At 72.8% G+C, this 19,310-nt stretch carries 17 protein-coding genes; 9 read left to right on the forward strand and 8 right to left on the reverse strand.

Annotation, left to right across the window (positions count from 1 at the left end; translation table 11 throughout):
* Nucleotides 1-133 precede the first annotated feature (133 nt).
* A complete protein-coding gene (locus ACH4KB_RS24680; RefSeq protein WP_398068069.1) occupies nt 134-1,066 on the reverse strand; it encodes an FAD-dependent oxidoreductase in 933 nt (310 codons plus the stop codon).
* A 121-nt stretch (nt 1,067-1,187) separates the two neighbouring features.
* Here ACH4KB_RS24680 and ACH4KB_RS24685 point away from each other — a divergent pair, with 121 nt between their 5' ends.
* The gene (locus ACH4KB_RS24685; RefSeq protein WP_398068070.1) at nt 1,188-2,825 is read left to right on the forward strand and encodes an ABC-F family ATP-binding cassette domain-containing protein; all 1,638 of its coding nucleotides are present in this window, start codon (nt 1,188-1,190) and stop codon (nt 2,823-2,825) included.
* A 92-nt stretch (nt 2,826-2,917) separates the two neighbouring features.
* Here ACH4KB_RS24685 and ACH4KB_RS24690 read toward each other — a convergent pair whose 3' ends face one another.
* Both ACH4KB_RS24690 and ACH4KB_RS24695 read right to left on the reverse strand, forming a co-directional pair.
* Nucleotides 2,918-5,371 carry a Tex family protein gene (locus ACH4KB_RS24690; protein ID WP_398068071.1) on the reverse strand — a complete coding sequence of 818 codons (2,454 nt, stop codon included), beginning with the start codon at nt 5,369-5,371 and terminating at the stop codon, nt 2,918-2,920.
* Nucleotides 5,372-5,561: 190 nt separating this feature from the next.
* Nucleotides 5,562-6,431 carry a hypothetical protein gene (locus ACH4KB_RS24695; protein WP_398068072.1) on the reverse strand — a complete coding sequence of 290 codons (870 nt, stop codon included), beginning with the start codon at nt 6,429-6,431 and terminating at the stop codon, nt 5,562-5,564.
* A gap of 175 nt (nt 6,432-6,606) precedes the next feature.
* On the opposite strand from ACH4KB_RS24695, the gene ACH4KB_RS24700 reads away from it, so the two are divergent.
* Entirely contained in the window at nt 6,607-7,578 is a 972-nt protein-coding gene (locus tag ACH4KB_RS24700; protein ID WP_398068073.1) for a GlxA family transcriptional regulator, read from the forward strand.
* A 39-nt stretch (nt 7,579-7,617) separates the two neighbouring features.
* Nucleotides 7,618-8,253 carry a DJ-1/PfpI family protein gene (locus tag ACH4KB_RS24705; RefSeq protein ID WP_398068074.1) on the forward strand — a complete coding sequence of 212 codons (636 nt, stop codon included), beginning with the start codon at nt 7,618-7,620 and terminating at the stop codon, nt 8,251-8,253.
* Here ACH4KB_RS24705 and ACH4KB_RS24710 read toward each other — a convergent pair.
* On the reverse strand, nt 8,243-9,007 hold the full coding sequence (locus ACH4KB_RS24710; RefSeq protein ID WP_398068075.1) for an enoyl-CoA hydratase/isomerase family protein: 765 nt from the start codon (nt 9,005-9,007) through the stop codon (nt 8,243-8,245). The two genes, ACH4KB_RS24705 and ACH4KB_RS24710, sit on opposite strands and share 11 nt — an antisense overlap.
* Before the next feature lie 80 nt (nt 9,008-9,087).
* On the opposite strand from ACH4KB_RS24710, the gene ACH4KB_RS24715 reads away from it, so the two are divergent.
* Together ACH4KB_RS24715 and ACH4KB_RS24720 are read left to right on the forward strand one after the other, a co-directional pair.
* A complete protein-coding gene (locus tag ACH4KB_RS24715) occupies nt 9,088-9,711 on the forward strand; it encodes an HdeD family acid-resistance protein (protein WP_398068076.1) in 624 nt (207 codons plus the stop codon).
* A gap of 146 nt (nt 9,712-9,857) precedes the next feature.
* Nucleotides 9,858-10,313 (forward strand): ATP-binding protein, encoded by a 456-nt coding sequence (locus ACH4KB_RS24720; protein WP_097870931.1) that lies wholly within the window; start codon nt 9,858-9,860, stop codon nt 10,311-10,313.
* A gap of 27 nt (nt 10,314-10,340) precedes the next feature.
* Here ACH4KB_RS24720 and idi read toward each other — a convergent pair whose 3' ends face one another.
* The 4 genes from idi to galE all read right to left on the reverse strand — a co-directional run bounded on the left by idi (nt 10,341) and on the right by galE (nt 14,689).
* Nucleotides 10,341-10,934 (reverse strand): isopentenyl-diphosphate Delta-isomerase, encoded by a 594-nt coding sequence (gene idi / locus ACH4KB_RS24725; protein WP_361866758.1) that lies wholly within the window; start codon nt 10,932-10,934, stop codon nt 10,341-10,343.
* Nucleotides 10,935-11,081: 147 nt separating this feature from the next.
* Complete coding sequence (locus tag ACH4KB_RS24730) at nt 11,082-12,350, reverse strand: GNAT family N-acetyltransferase (protein ID WP_398068077.1); 1,269 nt, start codon at nt 12,348-12,350, stop codon at nt 11,082-11,084.
* A gap of 239 nt (nt 12,351-12,589) precedes the next feature.
* Complete coding sequence (locus ACH4KB_RS24735; protein WP_398068078.1) at nt 12,590-13,531, reverse strand: cation diffusion facilitator family transporter; 942 nt, start codon at nt 13,529-13,531, stop codon at nt 12,590-12,592.
* A 180-nt stretch (nt 13,532-13,711) separates the two neighbouring features.
* A complete protein-coding gene (gene galE, locus ACH4KB_RS24740; protein ID WP_398068079.1) occupies nt 13,712-14,689 on the reverse strand; it encodes a UDP-glucose 4-epimerase GalE in 978 nt (325 codons plus the stop codon).
* A 315-nt stretch (nt 14,690-15,004) separates the two neighbouring features.
* Between galE and ACH4KB_RS24745 the strand changes: the two genes are divergently transcribed.
* The 4 genes from ACH4KB_RS24745 to ACH4KB_RS24760 are packed head-to-tail and all read left to right on the forward strand — an operon-like array spanning nt 15,005 to nt 19,305.
* Nucleotides 15,005-16,765 (forward strand): DUF5941 domain-containing protein, encoded by a 1,761-nt coding sequence (locus ACH4KB_RS24745; RefSeq protein ID WP_398068080.1) that lies wholly within the window; start codon nt 15,005-15,007, stop codon nt 16,763-16,765.
* Nucleotides 16,762-17,499, forward strand: coding sequence for a sugar phosphate nucleotidyltransferase (locus tag ACH4KB_RS24750; RefSeq protein ID WP_073868898.1), 738 nt, complete (start codon nt 16,762-16,764; stop codon nt 17,497-17,499). Before ACH4KB_RS24745 ends, ACH4KB_RS24750 begins: the two co-directional genes overlap by 4 nt.
* Nucleotides 17,487-18,548: an iron-containing alcohol dehydrogenase family protein gene (locus ACH4KB_RS24755; RefSeq protein ID WP_398068081.1), complete on the forward strand. Its 1,062-nt coding sequence runs from the start codon at nt 17,487-17,489 to the stop codon at nt 18,546-18,548. The genes ACH4KB_RS24750 and ACH4KB_RS24755 overlap by 13 nt, the downstream gene beginning before the upstream one ends.
* Nucleotides 18,526-19,305 carry a CDP-alcohol phosphatidyltransferase family protein gene (locus ACH4KB_RS24760; protein WP_215101549.1) on the forward strand — a complete coding sequence of 260 codons (780 nt, stop codon included), beginning with the start codon at nt 18,526-18,528 and terminating at the stop codon, nt 19,303-19,305. Before ACH4KB_RS24755 ends, ACH4KB_RS24760 begins: the two co-directional genes overlap by 23 nt.
* The last annotated feature ends 5 nt before the right edge of the window (nt 19,306-19,310 follow it).

The raw sequence follows: 19,310 nt of genomic DNA on the forward strand, positions 1-19,310 counted from the left end.
CGCCACGGGGCGGGCCCGGCACCCGGCAGGTATCCGCGCACCACCGGACGGCCCCAGTCCAGGCCGGCCCGCGCACCAACCGGCGGGCCCGCGCGCACCACCCCGCGGGCCCGTGCCGTGACCGGGGCCCCGGTCAGCCCACCAGCGCCGCTGCCGCCCGCGCACACCCCCAGGCCACGGTCACGCCCGCGCCGCCGTGCCCGTAGTTGTGCACCAGCAGACCGCCGCCCGGCAGCGCCTCCGCCTCGATCCGCACCCCGGCCTCCCGCGCCGGGCGCAGCCCCACCCGGTGCCCGAGCACCCGGGCCCCGGCGATCTCCGGCCTGATCCGCGCACACCGCGCCACGATCTCCCGTGCCGTCCCCGGGTCGGGCTCCGTGCGCGGATCGTCCACCTCGGCCGTACCGCCCAGCACCAGCCGGCCCGGCTGCGGGAAGAAGTACGTCGTCGCGGCCGACGCCGGATCCGCCTCGGTGTACCACTCCTCGATTCCCGGGTTCTCCACCGCGACCAACTGCCCCCGCACCGGCCGCACCCCCGCGTCGGGCACCAGCTCGCGCGCCCCGAGCCCCGTGCAGTTCACCACCACCGGGCTCCGCTCCGCCGCCTCGCCGAACCCCGTCACCGCCCGCCGCTCCACCGCGCCGCCCGCGGCGGCGAGCCGCCGCTCCAGCCACGCCAGATGGACGGGCATGTCCAGCAGCGGCAAGGTCACCCGCAGCCCTTCGGGCACTTCCGCGGCGTCCTTCAGCCCGGCCGCCCAGTCGCCCAGCGCCGCGAGCCGCTCCCCGCCGTGCAGCCCCGCCACCCGCCGTACGCCGGTCTCCTCCGCGGCGCCCGACAGCTCCTCGTAGACCGCCAGTGTCGCCAGCGACCAGTCGCCCACCCGCTCCGCCGGCTCGATCCGGTACGGCCACCACAGGGCCCCCGCCACCGCCGACGTCGTCGCCCCGGCCGGATCGCGCGACCAGACCCGCACCCGCAGCCCGCGCTCCGCCAGCGTCACGGCGGTGGTCAGACCGACGACCCCGCCGCCCACCACGATCACATCCGCCATCACGGCCACTCCTGTCACAGTCCCACCGGTGCACCCGGTCGCTGCGTGGACGCTAACGGAAGCCCGAATCCGGAGGCCAGGGGCACAGGGCGACGGGCATGGAGTGCCGGAGACTAGGATCGGCACCCTGATGACTGCCACTCTCGTCGCCAAGGACCTCGCCGCCGGACACGGCGACCGCACGCTCTTCGCCGGGCTCGACCTCGTCGTCGCCCCGGGTGACGTGATCGGTCTCGTCGGAGTCAACGGCGCCGGCAAATCCTCCCTGCTCCGGCTGCTCGCCGGGCTCGACCGCCCGGAGGAGGGCGAGCTCAGGCTCTCCCCGCCCACCGCCACCGTCGGCCACCTCCCGCAGGAGCCCGAGCGCCGCGACGGCGAGACGGTGTCCGCGTTCCTGGCCCGCCGCACCGGCGTCGCCGACGCCCAGCGCACGATGGACGAGGCGACCGAGGCCCTGGTCGCGGGCGCCCCGGGCGCGGACGACGCCTACTCCGAGTCCCTGGAGCGCTGGCTCGCCCTCGGCGGCGCGGACCTGGAGGAGCGGGCCGAGCAGGTCGCCGCCGAGCTGGGCCTGACCGTGGGCCTCGACCGGCCCATGACCGCGCTCTCCGGCGGACAGGCCGCCCGCGCCGGACTCGCCTCGCTGCTTCTGTCCCGTTACGACGTCTTCCTGCTCGACGAGCCCACCAACGACCTCGACCTGGACGGCCTGGAGCGCCTGGAGCGCTTCGTGTCCGGCCTGCGCGCGGGCACCGTCGTCATCAGCCACGACCGCGAGTTCCTGATGCGCACGGTCACCAAGGTGCTGGAGCTGGACCTCGCCCAGCAGCAGATCAACCTGTACGGCGGTGGCTACGCGGCCTACCTGGAGGAGCGGGAGACCGCCCGGCGGCACGCCCGCGAGGGCTATGAGGAGTACGCCGACAAGAAGGCGTCCCTCGAAGCACGCGGCCATATGCAGCGCTCCTGGATGGACAAGGGCGTCAAGAACGCCCGCCGCAAGGCCACCGACGGCGACAAGCTCGGCCGCAACGCCCGCAGCGAGGCCAGCGAGAAGCAGGCCGCGAAGGCCCGCCAGACCCAGCGCATGATCGAACGCCTCGATGCCGTCGAGGAACCGCGCAAGGAGTGGGAGCTGCGGATGGAGATCGCCTCCGCCCCGCGCTCCGGATCCGTCGTCGCGACCCTGCGCGACGCCCGCGTGGCGCGCGGCGACTTCTCCTTCGGTCCTGCCTCGCTCCAGATCGACTGGGCGGACCGGGTCGCCATCACCGGGGCCAACGGCGCCGGCAAGTCCACACTGCTGGCAGCCCTGTTGGAGCGGTTGCCGCTGGACTCCGGGAACGCCACCCTCGGTTCGGGCGTCGTCGTCGGGGAAGTGGACCAGGCCCGCAAGCTGTTCCTCGGCGCGCAGTCGCTGCTGGACGCGTTCTGCGCGGCCGTGCCCGACACGGAACCGGCGGAAGTCCGCACCCTGCTCGCCAAGTTCGGCCTCCGCGCCGACCACGTGATGCGCCCGGCGACCAGCCTGTCCCCGGGTGAGCGCACCCGCGCCGCCCTCGCCCTGCTCCAGGGCCGGGGCGTCAACCTCCTGGTGCTCGACGAGCCGACGAACCACCTGGACCTGCCCGCCATCGAGCAGTTGGAGGCGGCCCTGGAGACGTACACGGGCACCCTGCTGCTGGTCACCCACGACCGGCGGATGCTGGAGGCGGTCCGCACGACCCGGCGCATCGAGGTGGCCGACGGCCGGGTCAAGGAAGTCTGAGCGGAGGCACGGGGGGTGGGGCGGGCCGCATACGGCAGCCCGCCCCACCCGGGCGGGCCGCACACGGCAGCCCGCCCCCACCTCTGTCCGTCTCAGCGCCCCCGGCCGCCGCCCTGCTTCGGGTCGGTCAGCCCGGCCCGCCGCAGCGCGTCCGCCATGGCGCTGTTCGCCGGAGCCGGGGCCCCCTGGCCCTGCCGGGACGCACCGCCACCACCGCGTCGGTCCCGGCCGCCGCCGCCCTGCCGGCCCTGGCCGCCACCGGACGGCTGCCCCTGGCCCTGGCCCTGCCCCTGGCGCTGCTTCGGGGGACGGCCGCCGCGCTCGCCGCGGCCCTGCTGCCCGCCGCCGGAACCGCCGCCCGCACCGGGCTCGTCGTCCAGCCGCAGCGTCAGCGAGATCCGCTTCCGGGGCGCGTCGACGTCCATGACCTTGACCTTCACGATGTCCCCGGGCTTCACGATGTCGCGCGGGTCCTTCACGAACGTCTTCGACAGCGCGGAGACGTGCACCAGACCGTCCTGGTGGACGCCGACGTCGACGAACGCGCCGAACGCGGCCACGTTGGTGACGACGCCCTCCAGCACCATGCCGGGCTCCAGGTCGCCGAGCTTCTCGACGCCCTCCTTGAAGGTCGCCGTCCGGAAGGCCGGACGCGGGTCGCGCCCCGGCTTCTCCAGCTCTTTGAGGATGTCCGTCACGGTCGGCAGCCCGAACATGTCGTCCACGAAGTCGGCGGCCCGCAGGGTGCGCAGGGCCTCCGCGTTGCCGATCAGCGAGGCCACCTCGCCGCCCGCGCTCTTCCCCATCCGCCGCACCACCGGATAGGCCTCGGGGTGCACGCTGGAGCCGTCGAGCGGGTCGTCGCCGTCCCGGATCCGCAGGAAGCCCGCGCACTGCTCGTACGCCTTCGGACCCAGCCGCGCCACGTCCTTGAGGGCCTTGCGGGACCGGAAGGGGCCGTTGGAGTCCCGGTGCGCGACGATGTTCTCGGCGAGCCCCGAGCTGATGCCCGACACCCGTGAAAGCAGCGGTGCGGACGCGGTGTTGACGTCCACGCCGACCCCGTTCACACAGTCCTCGACGACCGCGTCCAGCGAACGTGACAGCTTCACCTCGGACAGGTCGTGCTGGTACTGGCCGACACCGATCGACTTCGGGTCGATCTTCACCAGCTCGGCCAGCGGGTCCTGGAGCCGCCGGGCGATGGAGACGGCACCGCGCAACGACACGTCCATGTCGGGCAGTTCCTGCGAGGCGAACGCGGAGGCGGAGTACACCGAGGCGCCCGCCTCCGAGACCATCACCTTCGTGAGCTTCAACTCCGGGTGCTTGTCGATCAGTTCACCGGCGAGCTTGTCCGTCTCGCGGGACGCCGTGCCATTGCCGATCGCGACCAGGTCGACCGCGTGCTCCTTCGCGAGGCGCGCGAGCTTCGCCAGCGCCTGGTCCCACTTGTTCGCGGGCACGTGCGGGTGGATCACATCGGTGGCCACGACCTTGCCGGTGGCGTCGACGACCGCGACCTTCACCCCCGTACGGAACCCGGGGTCCAGGCCCAGCGTGGCCCGCGTCCCGGCCGGGGCGGCGAGCAGCAGATCGCGCAGGTTCGAGGCGAAGACCCGCACCGCCTCGTCCTCCGCCGTCGTGCGCAGCCGCAGCCGCAGGTCGATGCCCAGGTGCACCTGGATCCGGGTCCGCCACGCCCAACGCACGGTGTCCCCGAGCCACTTGTCGCCCGGGCGGCCCCGGTCGGCGATCCCGAAGCGGCGGGCGATCATGTTCTCGTACGTGGACGGGCCGGGCCGCTCGGCGGCCTCCGGCTCCTCCGGTTCCAGGACCAGGTCGAGGACGTTCTCCTTCTCGCCGCGCAGCATCGCGAGCACCCGGTGCGAGGGCAGCGCGGTGAACGGCTCCGCGAAGGCGAAGTAGTCGGCGAACTTCGCGCCGGCCTCCTCCTGGCCCTCACGCACCTTCGCCGCCAGCCGGCCGCGCGTCCACATGCGCTCGCGCAGCTCGCCGGTCAGGTCGGCGTCCTCGGAGAACCGCTCGGTGAGGATCGACCGGGCGCCGTCCAGGGCGGCCGCCGTGTCCGCGACGCCCTTGTCGCCGTCCACGAACGCGGCGGCCGCCGCGAGCGGATCGACCGACGGGTCGCCGAGCAGGCCGTCCGCCAGCGGTTCGAGCCCCGCCTCCCGGGCGATCTGCGCCTTCGTCCGCCGCTTCGGCTTGAACGGCAGGTAGATGTCCTCCAGGCGCGCCTTGGTCTCGGCGGCCCGGATGCTCGCCTCCAGCGCCGCGTCGAGCTTGCCCTGTTCGCGTACGGAATCGAGGATCGACGTACGCCGCTCCTCCAGCTCCCGCAGATAGCGCAGCCGCTCCTCCAGCGTGCGCAGCTGCGCATCGTCGAGGGATTCGGTCGCCTCCTTGCGGTAGCGCGCGATGAACGGCACGGTCGATCCGCCGTCGAGCAGCTCGACGGCCGCCCTGACCTGTCGCTCACGTACGCCGAGCTCCTCGGCGATCCTGCCTTCGATGGACGTCGTCACGGTTTTCCCGACTCGCCTTCTCGTACTGGCTGTGCTGGTCGTGCTCGTGTCGCGATGAGCACGTTCTTGCTTGCCGGGGGTGTCCCCCCTGGCCTGCATTCTGCCGGGTGGCCGGGGGCCGTGTCGCGTGACCTCGACGAACACGCCCGGAGCCCCCGCGGCGCGTGCGACGGCTCCGGACGGTGCGGGGTCAGCCCTGGCCGGTCGCCGAGGCCGGGAAAGCGCCCGCGGCGGCGGCCGTGAGGAGGAAGCCGCGCCCCAGCTCGGTGAGCCGCTCCACACCTTCCGCGCCCAGGTGTTCGTACGGGGCGGAGTCCATGCGGTCCGTCGCCTCCTCGACCTCCGCGCGCAGCGCCGTGCCCGCCTCGGTCAGCGCCAACTCCTCGCCCTCGGCCAGCAGCCCGCGCTCCCGCAGCCGGCCGCACGCCGCCTCCCAGTCGGTGCGGCGCCAGCCCCGGGAGGACAGGATCCAGCCGATCGCCATGCCCTTGCCGGTGGCCGTGTGGCTGACGAGCGACTCCAGCGGGTCCAGGCCGGCCGCGAGGAGTACGGCGAGGTGCGCGTCGCCCCGGTGCTCGCGCAGCAGGGTCGCGGCGTGCCAGAACGCCAGGTGCGGCTCTTCGGGTACCGGCAGATCCGCGTGCGCGGCGTACAGCGGGCGGGCGTGCGGGGTGCAGGCCTCGGTGGCGCGCAGCGCGAGCCGGGCCGCCTCCGCCATCGTGTCGGAGGCTATGACCTCCTCGCCGAGCAGCCGGCGCAGCGTCGTGTCCGCCGCCCGCAGCCGGGCGCCGAGGACCACGTCGGGGGAGGCGGTCTCCCAGACGGCGGGCACATGGCGGGCCACCAGCTCGGGGTTGAAGTTGTAGAAGGTGGCGCTGACGGTCCCCGCCCCGACCGCGCCGAGTGCGGCGGCCCGGGTCGCGAAGTAGGCGGCGCTCTGGTCCTCGATGCCGATCTTCGCCATCTCCGCGCCCAGGTCGGGGGAGAAGAAGAGGCTGGAGTGCAGGGGGTTGACGGCGTTGTGGCAGCGGCGCTCCGCGCGGGCCGGAAGAATACTCATACCGGAACGTTACCGACTGGTCGGTACGGAGCGGAACCCCGGGGGAGCGGAACGCTCCACCAGGGCAGGTCCAGAGCAGGCCCAGGACAGGCCCGGCGCCGGGCGGGGCGAGGCCGGTAGATGGCAGGAAAGGTGGGGTACTCGTCATTGCGGCCATCGTCGCCCACCGCGCAGGATGGCGGACGTGCAGCAGCGAACCGTGCTCGTCGTCCTCTTCGACGGCATCCAGAGTCTCGACGTCACCGGCCCGGTGGAGGTCTTCGCCGGAGCCTCCCGGGCGCCGGGCGTCTCCTACGGCCTGTGGACCGCCTCGCTCGACGGCGGCCCCGTCCGCTCCACCAGCGGCCTGACCCTGATGCCCGACAGCAGCCTCGCCGACGCACCCGAACCGCACACCCTGCTGGTGCCCGGCGGGCACGGCACCCGGGGCGCCCACCCGGAGCTGACCGGCTGGCTGCGCGAGCACGCGCCGCGGGCGGAGCGGCTCGTCTCCGTGTGCACGGGCGCGCTGCTGCTGGCCGAGGCGGGCCTGCTGGACGGACACCGGGTCACCACCCACTGGAACTACTGCGAGCAGTTGGCCCGCGACTACCCGGCCGTTCACGTCGATCCCGAACCGATCTTCGTACGGGACGGGCGGCTGGCCACCTCGGCGGGCGTCACCGCGGGCATCGACCTCGCCCTCGCGCTCGTCGAGGAGGACCACGGGCGGGATCTCGCCCTGGACATCGCCCGGCATCTCGTGGTGTTCCTGCGCCGCCCCGGCAACCAGGCCCAGTTCAGCGCCCAGCTCTCCGTCCGGACAGCACGGAGCGAACCGCTGCGCGAGGTCCAGCACTGGATCACCCAGCACCCCGAGGCCGACCTCGGGGTCGACGCCCTCGCGGCGCGCGCCCGGCTCTCGCCCCGGCACTTCGCCCGCGCGTTCCGGGCGGAGACCGGAACGACCCCGGGGCGGTACGTCGAGCGCGTCCGCCTGGAGCACGCCCGCCGGCTCCTGGAGGACACCGCCGACGGCGTCGAGCGGGTCGCCCGCGCCAGTGGCTACGGCACCCCGGAAGCCATGCGCCGTGCCTTCGTGAGGACCCTCGCGACGGCGCCGGCCGAATACCGCCGCCGCTTCCGCACCCCCGCGTCCAGCACCTGAACCGCACCGTCCGACCGACCCAACCGAGAGGCAGCTCCCGTGCAGATCGCCATCCTGCTCTTCGACCGCTTCACCGCCCTGGACGCGGTGGGCCCGTACGAGATCCTCAGTCGTGCGCCCGGCGCCGAGCCCGTCTTCGTCGCCGAACGGACCGGCCCCGTCCGCAATGACAGCGGGAGCCTCGCGCTCGTCGCGGAGAAGACCCTCGCCGAGGTGCCCTCCCCGGACCTGGTGATCGTCCCGGGCGGCCCCGGCCAGAGCGACCAGATGGAGAACGAGGCCCTGCTCGGCTGGCTGCGCTCGGCCGACGCCACCAGCACCTGGACGACCTCCGTCTGCACCGGGTCGCTGCTGCTGGCCGCCGCCGGGCTGCTGAAGGACAGGCGGGCCACCTCGCACTGGCTGGCGCTGGAGGTGCTGAGGGGGTTCGGCGTCGAGCCCACCGGGGAGCGTGTCGTCCTGGACGGCAAGTACGTCACCGCCGCCGGGGTCTCCTCCGGCATCGACATGGGGCTGACCCTGCTCGGCCGGATCGCGGGCGACGACGTGGCGCGCTCGGTGCAGCTGCTCACGGAGTACGACCCGCAGCCGCCCTACGACTGCGGGTCGCCCGAGAAGGCCCCCGCGGCCCTCGTCGAGGAATGGCGGGCCAGGAGCCGCCACATCACCCGGTAGCCCCCGCGGTCCAGGTGAACCGGGGCGCGCGCCGCTCCAGGAAGGCGGCGGCGCCCTCCGCCGTGTCACCGCTGCCCCGCGCCTCGGCGGCCCAGTGGGCGTCCCGGTCCGTCCGGCCCGCGGCGAATTCCTTCGCCGCGGCCTGGGTGAGCAGGGACCGGGACGCCAGGACCCGTACGTACTCCTCGACCCGCCCGTCCAGGCCGCCCGCGGGCAGCACCTCGTCGACCAGGCCGGTGCGCAGCGCCCGTTCCGTGCCGATCAGCTCGCCGGAGAACAGCAGGTGCTTGGCCGTGGCCGGACCGACGAGGGCGACCAGCCGCCGGGTCGAGGAGGCGGGGTAGACGATGCCGAGCCTGGCCGGGGTGACCCCGAAGGAGGCCCCCTCCTCGGCGAACCGCAGATCGCAGGCGGCGGCGAGCTGGCCGCCGCCGCCCACGCAGTAGCCGCGCACCGCGGCCAGTGTCGGCAGGGGGAACGCGGCGAGCGCGTCCTCGGCCGCCACCGCCAGGCCCTGGGCGGTGTCCGCGCCCTCCCGCAGCGTGGAGATGTCGGCGCCGGCGCAGAAGGTGTCCCCGGCCCCGGTCAGCACCAGCGCCCGGACCGCCGGATCGGCCGCGAGCCGCTCCAGCAGCTCCGGCAGACTCCGCCACATCGCGGTGGTCATCGCGTTGCGCTTGGCGGGGTTCGCGATCACGACCGTGGCGACGCCGCGCTCGACGGTCGTGATCAGGTGGGGGTCCGTAGGGTCCATGCGCCGGATGCTATCCGGAGGGTTCGAACCTATGATCAAGAAGGGGTCGCGGGGCGGGCACGCACCGTAAGGAGTCGTCGATGAACGAATCCACCGCCGAGGGCCGGAAGCTCAGCCGCAGTTTCGGCTGGCTCGCGCTGCTCGGCACGCTGCTGGTGGTCGCGGGCGTCATCGGTCTCGTCTACACCGGCGTCGCCACGCTCACCTCGATGCTGCTCTTCGGCTGGCTGCTGCTCGTCGGCGGCCTGGTCGGGCTGCTGCACGCGATCGAGTCGCGCGGTACGAACTACTTCTGGCTGGGCGTGGTGGTCGCGGCCCTCAACCTCGCCGCGGGCGTCGTCGTCATCAAGCACCCCGAGGGCACGGCCGAGGCGCTGACCATGTTCGCCGCCCTGCTCTTCCTGACCGGCGGGGTCTTCCGGCTGGCCGGCAGCGTCGTCGTACGCGGTCCGCAGATGGGCTGGACGCTGCTGCAGGGCGCCTTCGGCCTGCTGCTCGGCCTGCTGGTGCTGTTCGACTGGCCGCACAGCAGCCTCTACGTCCTCGGCTGCTTCTTCTCGCTGGCCCTGCTGTTCGACGGGCTCGGCCTGATCGCCATCGGCGTGGGCGGCCGACGCATCGTGAGCATGGTCTCGGAGCGGCTCGATGAAGCCACCCCGCCCCCGGACGAGCCGATCACGTCACCAGAAGACGAGCGGAAGTAGTCTCCGGGACGTCAGAATCGTGCACGTTTGGTCAAATAGCGCCGATACCTGGCTACTTCCGATCAGTGGCACGGGCCGGACCGGGCCATTCCCAACACTCTTTACTCGACGGTCAGTGCAGTGCGAGTGAGAGCTGGTGCCGGACGATGGAGAGCCTCGGGAGTGCCCCTGCCGACCCCGTGTCGTACGAGGGGGTGTGGCGCTTCACCGCCTCCGCCGTGGACGCGTCCGTGCCGAGCGCCCGGCACGCCGTACGCGACCTCCTCGACCGGCAGGGCGTGCCGATCGAGGACGACATCCTCCAGGGGCTCCTGCTGATCGTCTCGGAGCTGGTCACCAACGCCGTCAAGCACGCGGCGCTCCTCTCGCCCGAACTGGCCGTCGAGGTGGCCATCGCCGCCGACTGGGTCAGAGTCTCGGTCGAGGACAACCACCCCTACCGCCCCACCGCGCTGGAGACGGACTACGCACAGACCGGCGGCCGGGGCCTGCTGCTGGTCAAGGTGATCACCGCGGAGGCGGGCGGCACCTGCGACGTCGAGCACACCGCGAGCGGCGGAAAGATCATCTGGGCGGCGCTGCCGTTGAAGACGCAGCTCTGACCGCCCCGTACCGATACGAGCGGGGGTTCACCAGCCCGCGGAGGGGCCCGTCAGCTCACGGATCGCCGGCCGTGCCGCGTCCAGCACCGTCATGAACCACGCCGAGAACGGCGCCCGCGCGTGGCGCTCCGCCAGCTCCGCCGCCGTCACGAAGGCCGTCTCGCCGACCTCCTCGGGGTCCGGTTCCGGGGCAGTCTGCGCCATCCCCACGAACAGGTGGTTGAACTCCTGCTCCACCAGCCCCGACACGGGGTCCGGGTGGTTGTAGCGGACCGTTCCGGCCTCGGCCAGCAGCGAGGGGGAGAGCCCCAGCTCCTCGTACGTACGCCGGGCGGCGGCCGCGAACGGGGCCTCGCCCGGGTAGGGGTGCCCGCAGCAGGTGTTCGACCAGACACCGGGGGAGTGGTACTTGCCGAGTGCCCGGCGCTGGAGCAGGAGCCGCCCCTGCTCGTCGAAGAGGAACACGGAGAACGCGCGGTGCAGCTGCCCGGGGGCCTGGTGGGCCGCCAGCTTCTCCGCGGTGCCGATCGTGGTGCCGTTCTCGTCGACCAGTTCGAGCATGATCGCTTCTGCGGTGCCGTTCGACGAGCTGTGCGTCGCGGTGGCTGGTGTGGTCGGCATACCCATCCTTCGCTTTGGTCCCCGGCCTTGTGCGCCGGGCCCCTGGAGTCCGGTCAAGTCTGCCGTACAAAAGCCGCTTGTCCGCACTGCGGGGCCGGGCATGTCCGCCCCGCCGCGGCCCGGGAGCGCGGCGGGGCGGACGGGGCGTCAGACCCCGAAGGCCGCCGGATAGCGGATCACGCCCGCCGGAACAGGAACGGAATCGTCCAGTACCAGGGCCATCATCGCCTCGTCAGGCACCTCGAAACCCGGCCGGATCCCATAGCGCGAGGCCGGCACGAAACCGAAGCGCGGATAGTACTCGGGATGGCCGAGCACCAGCACCAGCGCCTCACCGCGCATGCGGGCTCCATCCAGCACCGCCCGCACCACGGCCTGCCCCGCACCCTGCCGCTGGTACGCGGGAGAGGTGGCCACCGGGGCCAGGGCGAGCGCCGGGGCGTCGCCGACCCGGCAGCGGGTGAGCAGCGCGTACGCCGCCGGTGAACCGTCCGGGGCCTCGGCGATACGGCCGAGCTCCGGCAGCCAGGCCTCGGAGTCGGCCCGCAGGGCGTCCACCAGGTCCGCCTCGTCCCGGGTGGGGAACGCGGCCGTGTTGACCGCGTGCACGGCCGCACGGTCCTCCGGCGTCTCCGGACGGGTCTTCCACCGGGGGTCGGCGGGGCGCAGCACATACGCGGCGTAGCCGTACTCCGTGCCGTGCTCCCGCCGCACCGCCAGCTCCTCACGGGTGGCCGCGAGCGCCCACTCCATACCGGGAGTGCCGGGGTCGGCGCTCCCGACCCGTTCGGCGAGCGGGACGTAGTACTCGTCCCAGTCGCTCTCGGGCTGGACCAGCACGGCGTCGACCGTGCAGCCGGCGGCGACGGCCGCCGCGGTGGTCTCCGGCAGGGTGCGCAGGGGGCCGTTGCGGTCCCAGAAGTCGCGCGCCACGGCGGACGGCGCGTCCGTGGTCCAGACGCACTCGGAGATCATCATCGTGCCGCCCGGGGCCAGCAGGCGCTGCCAGTCCCGGACGGCGGTGTCGAACCCGATGCAGTACGCGGAGCCCTCGGCCCAGATCAGGTCGAAGGACCCCGCGGGGAACCCGGGGCCGGTGAGGTCGCCCATGTCCGCCTTGACGGTACGGACGCGATCGCCGAGGCCACGGGCCCCGGCCGCCTCGCGCAGCTCGTCCAGGAACGGCTGGTGCAGGTCGACCGCGGTCACCTCGGCGCCCGCCTCGGCGGCGAGCAGCAGAGCGGCCCGGCCGGGACCGCAGCCCAGGTCGAGGACGCGCGGGCGGTCGGGCAGCGGGCCGGCGAGAGCGAGCAGCCGACGCGTGGTCGCGTCGGAGCCGGGACTCTGCCGGGGAAGACGGTGGTGCAGGGTGAAGAACGCCTCGATGCGCGAGGCGTTGTCAGTGTGGTCGGTCAACGTGGGAACCCTTGAGTGTGAGGGCTCCGACCCGATCCGGGAAGAAAGTGGACCTAGCCGGAAACCCGGGAGATGAGGAAGGACCGATTGCCGCGCCGGGAAGGCGTCGTCGCGACCGTCATCAACCTCAGCTCCTCTCGAAAGGGGTCCCGGTGTCACCGGGGTCCGCTCCACCGCGAGACTCGAACGTCTCAGCGAAGCCACCCTAGCACCAGCTCGGTCCGCACTTGGAGGGCGCCTCAGTGGCAGAGCCGCGCCTCGTGCTCCGCGTGACCGCTCGGCTCCAGCTGGAAGGTGCAGTGCTCCACGTCGAAGTGGTCCCCGAGGCAGCCCTGCAACTCGTGCAGGACCTTCTCGTGCCCTATCGAGTCGAGCATCTCCTGGCGCACCACCACATGGGCGGAGAGCACCGGCATCCCCGAGGTGATCGTCCAGGCGTGCAGGTCGTGGACGTCCAGGACCCCGGGCAGCTCCGTGATGTGCGCCCGTACCTCCGCCATGTCCACGCCCTTGGGCGCCGCCTCCAGGAGCACGTTCAGGGTCTCCCGCAGCAGCTTCACGGTCCGGGGAACGATCATCAGGCCGATCACCAGGGAGGCGATCGGGTCGGCGGGCTGCCAGCCGGTCGCCATGATGACGCCCGCCGAGATGATCACCGCGAGCGAGCCCAGGGTGTCGGCCAGCACCTCCAGATAGGCGCCCCGCACGTTCAGGCTCTCCTTCTGCCCGCGCATCAGCAGGGAGAGGGAGACGACGTTGGCCACCAGACCGACGGCGGCGAACGCGATGGCCAGGCCGCCCTTCGTCTCGGCCGGGGTGATGAACCGCTCGACCGCCTCGAAGACCAGATAGCCGCCGACCCCCAGTAGCAGCAGACAGTTCGCGAGCGCCGCCAGGATCTCCGCGCGGGCGAAGCCGAAGGTGCGGTTCGGCCCGGCCGGACGGTTGGCGAAGTGGATGGCGAGCAGCGCCATCCCGAGTCCCAGGGCGTCGGTGGCCATGTGGGCGGCGTCCGCGATCAGGGCCAGTGAGTCGGAGAGCACCCCGCCGACGATCTCCATGACCATCACGCTCAGCGTGATCCCCAGGGCCACCCGGAGCCTGCCCCGGTACGCGGCGGCCGCCGTGCCTGTCGGAGGCGGTCCGCCGTGTGTATGCCCGTGATCGTGGCCAGCCCCCATGCGAAACGCCTCCAGGTCCGTGCGGCGCGCCGGGGCGGAACCGCCCCGGCGTGGCCAGTGAACTACGGGTGGGGGGTATCGGGCAACACGGCACTGAACACCGTTGTCATTGGCTCTGACCTGCGGAAACGTTCCGCAGGTCACGGCGTTGACACGATCGCCGGCGCCACCTGTGACCGATCATGAACGCGCCTCGGGGTGACGCAGGCACCAGCCCTCCCAGGCCGACTCCACCATCTCGCGGACGCTCCGCCGCGCCGCCCAGCCCAGCTCCTCGGTGATCCGCGCGGACGACGCCACCGCCGTCGGCGCGTCGCCGGCCCGGCGCGGCTCGACCACCGGCTCCAGGGCGTGGCCGGTCACCTCGCCGATCACCGCGGCCAGCTCCCGGACCGAGACGCCCTCGCCCCGGCCGACGTTGAGCGTCAGCTCACCGGCGCCCGCTCCGTCCAGCCGCCGGGCGACGGCGAGATGCGCCTCCGCCAGATCGGCGACATGGATGTAGTCACGGACACAGGTGCCGTCCGGCGTCGGGTAGTCGTCACCGAAGATCCGCGGGGCCTCGCCGCGCGACAGCCGCTCGAACATCATCGGCACGATGTTGAAGACCCCGGTGTCCGCGAGTTCCGGTGCGGCGGCGCCCGCCACGTTGAAGTACCGCAGGCAGGCGGTCGAGAGCCCGTGGGCCTTCCCGGTGGCCCGCACCAGCCACTCACCGGTGAGCTTGGTCTCGCCGTACGGGTTGATCGGGAGGCAGGGGGTCTCCTCCGTGATGAGGTCCACGTCCGGTACGCCGTAGACGGCCGCCGAGGACGAGAAGAGGAAGCGCCGCACCCCCGCCGCGACCACGGCCTCCAGCAGCACGGCCAGTCCGGCCACGTTCTCCCGGTAGTACAGCAGCGGCTTCTCCACGGACTCGCCGACCTGCTTCTTCGCCGCGAGATGCACCACACCGCTCACCGCGTGGTCGGCCAGCACCCGGTCCAGCAGAGCCCGGTCGGAGGCCGAGCCATCCACCACCGTGACGGCGTCCGGCAGCCGGTCCACGATGCCGCTGGAGCGGTCGTCGAGCACCACGACCCGCTCTCCCGCCGCCACCATGGCCCGCGCCACGTGTGCCCCGATGTATCCCGCCCCGCCTGTGATCAGCCATGTCATGAGCGCCAGCCTAAGCGTCCCGCTCACCTGGTCCGGGCGCGGTTTGTGGGCCGGGCCCCCGATCGATGATGATGATCGCCAACGCCGCCCGGGCCCGCGGGTCCACCCGTACAGCGCGCAAACGGGCGGTGAACTCGGTCTTCCGTTCATCCGATAGCCTCAGCCGACACGCCGCCGGCCCGCCTCGTGGCTGTGCCGTCGTGTGTCGTCCACGTCAGTGCCAAGGAGTGAGTTCGTCTGTCGACCGCCATTCTCACCGGTACGCCGGTACCCGGGTCGTCGCTCGCGGACGATCTGCGGTCCCTGGGTTTCGACGTGCGGACCGCCGCCGACGCCGCTGACGCCGCCGCCCTCCTCGCCGCCGTACCGGCAGGCCGCCGGGTCGCCCTCGTCGACCCGCGATTCGTGGGCCACGTCCACGCGCTGCGACTCGGGCTGACCGACCCGCGCTTTCCCGCCGCCACCGTCCCCGGCGCGCTCACCGCCCAGCCCGAGGCGCGCGGAGCCCTGCTGCGCGCCCTGGACCGCACCGCCGCCGCCGTCGGCGCGGGCGCCCCGGTCGTCGAGCCGGCGACCGACCCCGCGCCCGAGGACCGGACGGTCCCCGGCCGGATCGCCGTCGCGCTGGAGGCCGAGGGCACCGCCGTGCAGCGCCCCGCCCTCGGCTCGCTCGTCGCGGCCGTCCCCACGGACCCGGAGCAGCGGGCCGCCGCCGAGGCGGGCCTCGCCTCGGTCGACGACGAGGCGGTGCGGCTGCGCAACGCGGTCAAGGCCCAGGACGGCTTCTTCACCACGTACTGCATCAGCCCCTACTCCCGCTACATCGCCCGCTGGTGCGCCCGCCGCGACCTCACCCCGAACCAGGTCACCACCGCCTCCCTGATCACCGCGCTCATCGCGGCGGGCGCGGCGGCCACGGGCACCCGGGGCGGCTACGTCGCCGCCGGAATCCTGCTCCTGGTCTCCTTCGTCCTGGACTGCACCGACGGGCAGCTCGCCCGCTACTCGCTCCAGTACTCCACGATGGGCGCCTGGCTGGACGCCACCTTCGACCGGGCCAAGGAGTACGCGTACTACGCCGGGCTCGCCATCGGCGCCGTACGCGGCGGCGCCGGTGATGATGTGTGGGCCCTCGCGCTCGGCGCGATGGTCCTCCAGGCCTGCCGCCATGTCGTGGACTTCTCGTTCAACGAGGCCAACCACGACGCGGTCGCCAACACGAGCCCCACCGCAGCCCTCTCCGGCAAGCTCGACAACGTCGGCTGGACGGTCTGGGCGCGGCGGATGATCGTGCTGCCGATCGGTGAGCGCTGGGCCATGATCGCCGTGCTCACCGCGCTCACCACCCCGCGCATCGTCTTCTACGCCCTGCTCGTCGGCTGCTCCCTGGCCGCCTGCTACACCACGGCGGGCCGCCTGCTGCGCTCGCTGACCCGCAGGGCCAGCCGCACCGACCGCGCCGCGCAGGCCCTCGCGGACCTCGCCGACTCCGGGCCCCTCGCCCAGGCGGTCGCGAAGGTGGCGCCGGGCCTCCCGGGCGCGTTCACGGCCCCGGCCGTCGCCCTGCTCGGCACGCTGGTCATGATCGGCGGGGCCCTCTTCCTCCCGTACGGCAGCCCGCTGACCGTCGCCGCGGCCGCGGTGTACGTGGTCCTCTCCGGCCTCGCCGTCGCCCGCCCGCTCAAGGGTGCGCTGGACTGGCTGGCGCCGCCGTTCTTCCGGGCCGCGGAGTACGTCACGATCCTGGTGCTGGCGGCCCGCAGCGACGTCCCGCACGCCGTTCCGGCGGCCTTCGGGCTGGTCTCGGCCGTCGCCTACCATCACTACGACACGGTGTACCGCATTCGCGGAGGCACCGGCGCGCCGCCCCAGTGGCTGGTGCGGACGATCGGTGGACACGACGGGCGCACCGCGCTGGTGGCCGTCCTCGCCGCCGTACTCACCCACACCTCAGGTTTCACCACGGCCCTGACCGCGCTCGCGGTCGCCGTGGCTCTGGTGGTGCTCGTGGAGTCCATCCGCTTCTGGGTGTCCTCCTCGGCCCCCGCCGTACACGACGAAGGAGAACTCGCATGATCGGCCTCGTACTGGCAGCCGGTGCAGGACGACGTCTGCGCCCCTACACGGACACGCTTCCCAAGGCGCTCGTCCCTGTCGACGGCGACAAGACGGTCCTCGACCTCACGCTCGCCAACTTCGCCGAGGTCGGACTCACCGAGGTCGCGATCGTCGTCGGCTACCGCAAGGAGGCCGTCTACGCCCGCAAGGCCGAGCTGGAGGCGACCTACGGCGTCACCCTCACGCTCATCGACAACGACAAGGCCGAGGAGTGGAACAACGCCTACTCCCTGTGGTGCGCCCGTGACGTCATCAAGCGCGGCGTGATCCTCGCCAACGGCGACACCGTGCACCCGGTCTCCGTCGAGAAGACCCTGCTGGACGCCCGCGGCAAGGGCCAGAAGATCATCCTCGCCCTGGACACCGAGAAGGTCCTCGCCGACGAGGAGATGAAGGTCATCACGGAGGAGGGCAAGGGCGTCCAGCGCATCACGAAGCTGATGGACCCGGCCACCGCGACCGGCGAGTACATCGGCGTCACCCTCATCGAGGCCGAGGCCGCCGAGGAGCTGGCGGACGCGCTGAAGACCACCTTCGAGCGCGACCCCGACCTCTACTACGAGGACGGCTACCAAGAGCTCGTGAACCGCGGCTTCACCGTCGACGTGGCCCCCATCGGCACCGTGACCTGGGTCGAGATCGACAACCACGACGACCTCGAGAAGGGCCGTGAGATCGCGTGCCAGTACTGACCCGGCTCATTCCGTCCCCGGTCGTCGTCGACATCCGGCGCGGCGCCATGGACGATCTGGCGGGTCTCCTGGCCGATCAGCGCATCTCCTCCTCGGGCAAGCTCGCCATCGCGATCAGCGACGGCTCCGGGCGCGCCCTGCGGGAGAGGCTCGCCCCGGTCCTGCCGGGAGCCGACTGGTATCCGGTGTCCGACGGAACGATCGACTCCGCGGTGAAGCTCGCCGACGGCATCAAGGGCAACCGGTACGACGCCGTGGTCGGCCTCGGCGGCGGCAAGATCATCGACGTGGCGAAGTACGCCGCGGCGCGGGTCGGGCTGCCCATGGTCGCCGTCGCGACGAACCTCTCGCACGACGGCCTGTGCTCGCCGGTCGCCACGCTCGACAACGACAACGGGCGCGGCTCCTACGGGGTCCCCACCCCGATCGCCGTGGTCATCGACCTCGACGTGATCCGTGAGGCGCCCGCACGCTACGTCCGTTCCGGCATCGGCGACGCCATCTCGAACATCTCCTGCGTCGCCGACTGGGAGCTGGCCCACGAGGCCAACGGCGAGGAGATCGACGGCCTGGCGGCCGCGATGGCCCGCCAGGCGGGCGAGGCCGTGCTGCGCCACCCCGGCGGGGTCGGCGACGACGCCTTCCTCAAGGTGCTGGCCGAGGGGCTCGTGCTGACCGGCATCTCGATGTCGGTCGCGGGCGACTCGCGTCCGGCCTCCGGCGCCTGCCACGAGATCAACCACGCCTTCGACCTGCTCTACCCCCAGCGCGCGGCCAGCCACGGCGAGCAGGTCGGCCTCGGCGCCTGCTTCGCCATGCATCTGCGCGGTGCCCGCCAGGAGGCCCTCCTGATGGCATCGATACTGCGCCGCCACGGTCTGCCGGTCCTGCCGGAGGAGATCGGGTTCAGCGTCGACGAGTTCGTACACGCCGTCGACTACGCGCCGCAGACGCGTCCGGGACGCTTCACCATCCTGGAGCACCTCAACCTGTCCACCGACCAGATCAGGGACGCGTACGCCGACTATGCGACGACCATCAGTAGCTGAACTCCGTCCGGTCGTGCACCCCCCGGGGGTGAAGGACCGGCGCAGCGGCGAGCACTGGGCCGGGCGCATGTACATGCGCGAGGTCTCGCTGCGCGTGGACCGCTACCTGGTCAACACCCGGGTCTCGCCGAACCAGGTCACGTACGTGATGACGCTGGCCGGGGCCCTGGCCGCCCCGGCGCTGCTGGTGCCGGGCATCTGGGGCGCCGTGCTCGGCGTGGTGATGGTCCAGCTCTACCTGCTGTTCGACTGCGTGGACGGCGAGCTGGCCCGCTGGAAGAAGCAGTACTCGCTCAGCGGGGTCTACCTGGACCGGGTCGCCGCCTATCTGTGCGACGCGGCGGTGCTCGTCGGCCTCGGTCTGCGCGCCGCCGACATCTGGGGCGAGGGCCGGATCGACTGGCTCTGGGCCTTCCTCGGAACTCTCGCCGCACTCGGAGCGATCCTCATCAAGGCCGAGACGGACCTGGTCGGCGTGGCCCGCCACCAGGGCGGGCTGCCACCGGTCAAGGAGGCGGCGTCCGAGCCGCGCTCCTCCGGCATGGCGCTGGCCCGCCGGGCGGCCGGGGCGCTCAAGTTCCACCGGCTGATCCTCGGCATCGAGGCCTCGCTGGTGATCCTCCTGGTGGCCGTGATCGACGCGATCGGGGGCGACCTCTTCTACACCCGCCTGACCGTCGCGGTGATGGCCGGCATCGCGCTGCTGCAGACCCTGCTGCACCTGGTGTCCGTCCTGGCGTCCAGCAGGCTGAAGTGACCTTT

Origin of the sequence: Streptomyces sp. NPDC017520, from assembly GCF_044329855.1 — a bacterium.
GTDB lineage: Bacteria > Actinomycetota > Actinomycetes > Streptomycetales > Streptomycetaceae > Streptomyces.

Excerpts from the sequence above, each read along its gene's own strand:
- ACH4KB_RS24685 (WP_398068070.1), top strand. The coding sequence starts at position 1,188 with ATGACTGCCACTCTCGTCGCCAAGGACCTCGCCGCCGGACACGGCGAC.
- ACH4KB_RS24695 (WP_398068072.1), bottom strand. The coding sequence starts at position 6,431 with ATGAGTATTCTTCCGGCCCGCGCGGAGCGCCGCTGCCACAACGCCGTC.
- ACH4KB_RS24700 (WP_398068073.1), top strand. The coding sequence starts at position 6,607 with ATGGCGGACGTGCAGCAGCGAACCGTGCTCGTCGTCCTCTTCGACGGC.
- ACH4KB_RS24710 (WP_398068075.1), bottom strand. The coding sequence starts at position 9,007 with ATGGACCCTACGGACCCCCACCTGATCACGACCGTCGAGCGCGGCGTC.
- ACH4KB_RS24715 (WP_398068076.1), top strand. The coding sequence starts at position 9,088 with ATGAACGAATCCACCGCCGAGGGCCGGAAGCTCAGCCGCAGTTTCGGC.
- ACH4KB_RS24720 (WP_097870931.1), top strand. The coding sequence starts at position 9,858 with ATGGAGAGCCTCGGGAGTGCCCCTGCCGACCCCGTGTCGTACGAGGGG.
- idi (WP_361866758.1), bottom strand. The coding sequence starts at position 10,934 with ATGCCGACCACACCAGCCACCGCGACGCACAGCTCGTCGAACGGCACC.
- ACH4KB_RS24735 (WP_398068078.1), bottom strand. The coding sequence starts at position 13,531 with ATGGGGGCTGGCCACGATCACGGGCATACACACGGCGGACCGCCTCCG.
- galE (WP_398068079.1), bottom strand. The coding sequence starts at position 14,689 with ATGACATGGCTGATCACAGGCGGGGCGGGATACATCGGGGCACACGTG.
- ACH4KB_RS24750 (WP_073868898.1), top strand. The coding sequence starts at position 16,762 with ATGATCGGCCTCGTACTGGCAGCCGGTGCAGGACGACGTCTGCGCCCC.
- ACH4KB_RS24760 (WP_215101549.1), top strand. The coding sequence starts at position 18,526 with ATGCGACGACCATCAGTAGCTGAACTCCGTCCGGTCGTGCACCCCCCG.